The 4,643-nt window shown below is 45.3% G+C and carries 5 protein-coding genes; all 5 read left to right on the forward strand.

Annotated features, from left to right (window positions below):
• Positions 1 to 466 precede the first annotated feature (466 nt).
• The 5 genes from RIG27_RS20890 to RIG27_RS20910 all read left to right on the forward strand — a co-directional run bounded on the left by RIG27_RS20890 (position 467) and on the right by RIG27_RS20910 (position 4,491).
• Positions 467 to 1,312: a DUF4382 domain-containing protein gene (locus RIG27_RS20890; RefSeq protein ID WP_446348326.1), complete on the forward strand. Its 846-nt coding sequence runs from the start codon at positions 467 to 469 to the stop codon at positions 1,310 to 1,312.
• A 198-nt stretch (positions 1,313 to 1,510) separates the two neighbouring features.
• Positions 1,511 to 1,954 carry a carboxypeptidase regulatory-like domain-containing protein gene (locus RIG27_RS20895; protein WP_446348328.1) on the forward strand — a complete coding sequence of 148 codons (444 nt, stop codon included), beginning with the start codon at positions 1,511 to 1,513 and terminating at the stop codon, positions 1,952 to 1,954.
• Between the two features lie 214 nt (positions 1,955 to 2,168).
• A complete protein-coding gene (gene cbiM, locus RIG27_RS20900) occupies positions 2,169 to 2,807 on the forward strand; it encodes a cobalt transporter CbiM (protein ID WP_446348330.1) in 639 nt (212 codons plus the stop codon).
• Positions 2,807 to 3,589 (forward strand): cobalt ECF transporter T component CbiQ, encoded by a 783-nt coding sequence (cbiQ, locus tag RIG27_RS20905; protein ID WP_446348332.1) that lies wholly within the window; start codon positions 2,807 to 2,809, stop codon positions 3,587 to 3,589. The genes cbiM and cbiQ overlap by 1 nt, the downstream gene beginning before the upstream one ends.
• Before the next feature lie 131 nt (positions 3,590 to 3,720).
• Positions 3,721 to 4,491, forward strand: a complete 771-nt coding sequence (locus tag RIG27_RS20910) for an energy-coupling factor ABC transporter ATP-binding protein (protein WP_446348334.1) — start codon at positions 3,721 to 3,723, stop codon at positions 4,489 to 4,491.
• The last annotated feature ends 152 nt before the right edge of the window (positions 4,492 to 4,643 follow it).

Genomic DNA, 4,643 nt, shown 5'->3' on the forward strand with positions numbered 1-4,643 from the left:
CTTAACTCCAGTAGGTAGACTAGCTTAAAATCTGCGAAAGTCTTGCGGTGAGATAATCCGAGAGTAATTTCAAGGGGAAATTTCCCCTTAAGTTGACACCAATGGGCATTGCCGTGCCCCTACCATAAATGGCGTTTGTGCTGAGGGTTGACCCTTAGCTTCGCTCAAGAAAACCGGGTTTTTATACCAAGTTGCATTCTAAAGATATAACTTTCCCTCCCCCTGCTTCCCCTACTTCCCCTGCTTCTCCTACTTCCCCTGCTTCCCCTGCTTCTCCTATCTACTATGTTTGAGTGCAACTCGGTATTAGGAGCGGGTTTTACTATTATCGTTCTTCCCTGTTCCCCAGAAGATGCCCTCTAGGGGTATTGCGAATTATTACAAAAACTTGTTGGATTTAATTGGGTATAGTACAAACCGCCAAAGGTCATCAATGAGGAAACCAATAATCATTTTCACGAGCCTGATGGTCTTGACAACTGGGACGCTAGTTAGCTGTTCCCAGAGTCCAACCACCAGCGAGACTCAGACACAAACAGAAACTCAGAGTGCAACTCAAGCTAGTCTTGGGAGTGGAACCCTGGAAATCCGGGCGAATGGCGAGGATTTTGTCCGTCAGGGTTTCACGTCAAAAGATGGCTGGAAAATCTCCTTTGACCATGTTTATGTCAACTTAGCTGATATCACCGCTTACCAAAGTGACCCACCATTCAATGCTGAGGCGGGTAGTAAAGTGCAAGCGAAAGAAAAAGTAGTTGTTGACAAAACCCACACGGTTGATTTAGCCGCAGGTGGGGAAGATGCCGATCCTATTCTCGTGGAAGACGTTGCCGATGCCCCTGCCGGACAATATAATGCCCTATCCTGGAAAATGGTCAAAGCCGAGGAGGGACCAGCTGAAGGTCAAACCCTGGTGATGATGGGAACAGCCGAGAAAGAGGGGCAAACCATTGACTTTACCATTGCCCTGAATCAGCCCTTAGAATTTGTCTGTGGGGAATTTGTTGGCGACGAACGCAAGGGAATTCTCACTCAAGGGGATACCGCCGACTTAGAAGCTACGTTCCACTTTGATCACCTCTTTGGTGATGCCGGCGCACCCGCTGATGATGCGATTAATACTGGTGCCTTAGGGTTTGAGCCATTAGCGACTCTAGCCAACGATGGCAAACTCGAGTTAAACCAAGAGCAGCTAAAGTCAGAACTTTCCCCAGAAGAGTATCAGAAACTCCAAGACATTCTTCCTAGCTTAGGTCATGTCGGTGAGGGTCACTGCGAAGAAATCCAAACCGTTGCCAACAAATCCAGTTAAATTGGTTATTGGTCTTATGTCATTGGTCTTATGTCATTAGTCTTATGTCATTTGTCATTTGGCTGGCGATAAGGAAAATTATAACGAATGATAAAGAGTAGTTATGGTCACGAACTGGGTTTTAACCGTTTCTAAGACATTAAGAAAATGTGAGCGATGAAGAGTAAATTTTTAGTCCCCCTTATCCTAATGTTAGTTATGAGCTGGTCAGCTAAAGCGACGGCTCATGGTGCCAATATTAACTATGAAACTACCCAGGCAATTAAAATTGATGCGGCTTTTGATAACGGCGACCCCATGTCCAATGCCCAAGTGACGGTTTACTCTCCCCAAAATCCTTCTACTCCTTGGTTGCAAGGAACCACCGACGAAAATGGTAGTTTTGTCTTTGCTCCCGATCGCTCACAACCGGGAGAATGGGCAGTTCAGGTTCGCCAAGCGGGTCACGGAGATTTGATTACTATTTCTATGGGTGAGGATCAATCAGTAATAGAGAATACTGTAGATGGTCAAGTGATGAGTATTCAATCCACGAATGGCTCCTTCACACCCGTCCAAATTGTGGTGATGGCAGTTGCGGTGAGCTGGGGTTTTGTCGGTACAGCACTCTATTTTGCCCAAGGGACAAAACAGGCTAAGTAGGTGGTCACAATTACGTTAGAATTGTTCATTGTTCATTGTTCATTGTCAAAAAAATCAGCAATTAGATCAGGGCGGGTTGTGAATAAATGTTATCATCAATTGTGAAACGTAAGTCCCTAAACCCGCCCCGACAAACCCGGTTATATCGAGGGTCATGAAGGGCTCCGCGCCCTGTCCTCTTTCCGATGTGAAGGGTCAAAACTACACAAAAATTATGCATATTCCTGATGGCATCCTGCCTGCGTCTGTCTGTATCACAGGTTACGCAGCGACAGGAGGTTTCACTTGGTACTCCCTGCGCCAAATTAACCGAGATCCGAATCCCCAAGAGAGTATTCCCAAAGCATCTCTACTCACCGCCGCCTTTTTTGTCGCCTCTTGGATTCACATTCCCATCCCACCAACAAGTGTCCATTTGATTCTGAATGGGTTGTTAGGCACAATGTTGGGATATTATGCGTTTCCAGCCATTCTCATCGGTTTATTCTTTCAAGCCGTGATGTTTCAGCATGGTGGTTTATCCACGCTAGGAGTAAACGCCACGATGTTTGGCGTACCGGCACTTTTGGCGTATCACCTATTTCAATTGCGCCTACTATTCGATAAGGATAATCGAGTGGTGACGGGTATCTTTGCTTTTATCGGAGGTGCGGGAGGTTTGGGGATAGCAACTTTGCTATTTTTCGCTTTAGTGATTACTAATATTCCCGCAAATATAGATGCATCAGCCGAAAAAATGGCAATTTACGGATTGGTATTGGCTCATATCCCACTCATGGTAATTGAGGGTGCGTTTACGACAGCCGTGGCTCTGTTTTTGAAGCAAGTCAAACCTGAATTGTTGGAGAGTTGATGAAACACGGACTGGATTTTTATGCCAATTTTAACTCTCCGATTCATCGTTGGGAATCCCGTTGTAAACTGATTGGCTTATTTAGCTTAATTTTTGCATTTTCATTTGTTGAAGAGTTAAGTTTACTTCCAGGGATGATCGTCGTGACACTGGTGTATTATCACCTCTCCAGATTACCCTTCTCGTTTTTGCGATCGCGGCTGCGCTACCCCGGTTTTTTTTTGCTGGCGATTACTCTGCTTTTACCGTTTACCGTGGGTAGTACGGTTATCATTCAGATAGGTATTTTGAGTCTATATCAAGAAGGAGTCGTGGCGCTAGCGCTGATTGCGACTCGATTTTTATGTATTCTCACCGTGAGTTTAATTCTGTTTGGTACAGCCCCGTTTTTGAGTACCGTCAAAGCCATGCGATCGCTGGGGCTTCCGGCTGTATTAGCGGATATGACTCTATTGACGTACCGCTATATCGAACAGTTTGGTGAAGATTTAATCAAAATGAAACGGGCGATGCAATTGCGGGGGTTTCGGGCGACTCGTTTGTCTCGCCGTAATCTGAATGTGCTGGCGTCTCTAGTGGGTAGCTTATTGGTTCGCAGTTACAACCAGTCTCAGCAGGTTTATCAAGCGATGATATTACGAGGGTACGGTTATACCCTGAAACATCGTAAACCGCCTAGTAGCATAAATCGGGTTTCTGGTGGGGATTTAATTATTTTGGGAATAACCGTTGCGATCGCCCTTGGGTTCGTTGTTGCCGAAATTTTGGTAGAAAGGCGGTAGTAACGGGAAACAATTTCTCCAATCCTTACTAATGACGAATGACAAATGACGAATGACAAATGACGAATGACCAATGACGAATGACCAATGACGAATGACCAATGACGAATGACATAAACAAATGACGAATTATGAGACCACAACAACAACTTGTATCTAACCCAGACAGTGCTAGAGAACCTGCGATCGCGATTTCTGGTTTGAGTTTCTCCTATCCGGATAGACCTGAGGTTTTACAAGACGTCAATTTTAATATATATCCTGAAGAACGAGTCGGTTTAATTGGACCCAATGGTGCGGGTAAAACAACGTTATTCCTATCGATCTGCGGTATTTTAACACCAAACTCTGGAGATATTAGCTTATTGGGAAAACCCGTCGTTGTGGGTGAGTTTCGCCCGGAAATCGGCTTAGTGTTTCAGAATCCAAACGATCAGTTATTATTACCATCAGTATGGGAAGATGTCGCCTTTGGTCCACAGAATATGGGCATGTCAGGGGATGAGGTTAAGTATCGGGTTCAAGATGCGCTGTCTCTGGCTGGTGTGGAAATGTTGTCAGAACGAGTACCGCACAATCTTTCTGGAGGTGAGAAATGCATGGTCGCGATCGCGGGGGTGTTAGCCATGCGTCCCCAATTGGTTCTGTACGATGAACCCAGCGCGAACCTAGATATGCGCTATCGTCGTCGTGTGATCAACTTTCTCCAAACCGCCCAGCAAACCATTCTGATTTCTTCCCATGACTTAGAACTAATTATCGAAGTGTGCGATCGCGTGCTTTTACTCAATGAAGGACGAATTATTGCTGATGGAACTCCCCAGCACATTATGGCAGATGAATCATTAATGAACGCTCATGGTTTAGAGGTTCCGCACTCCCTGCGTCCTCATCATCAGTAGCCAAAAACTATAGTTTGACACTCCCCGCCCTATAAGTGCGGGGATTCTTAGTTCCGCGACACACCTTACAATTATCTATCCTTGCGGCAATACTTAAACCAAACACCCGTAGAAAACTACCAAGTATTGAGCCTAATTTAGATAACTCCAGA

It is taken from the genome of Coleofasciculus sp. F4-SAH-05 (genome assembly GCF_040222985.1).
GTDB classification, from domain to species: domain Bacteria; phylum Cyanobacteriota; class Cyanobacteriia; order Cyanobacteriales; family Coleofasciculaceae; genus Coleofasciculus; species Coleofasciculus chthonoplastes.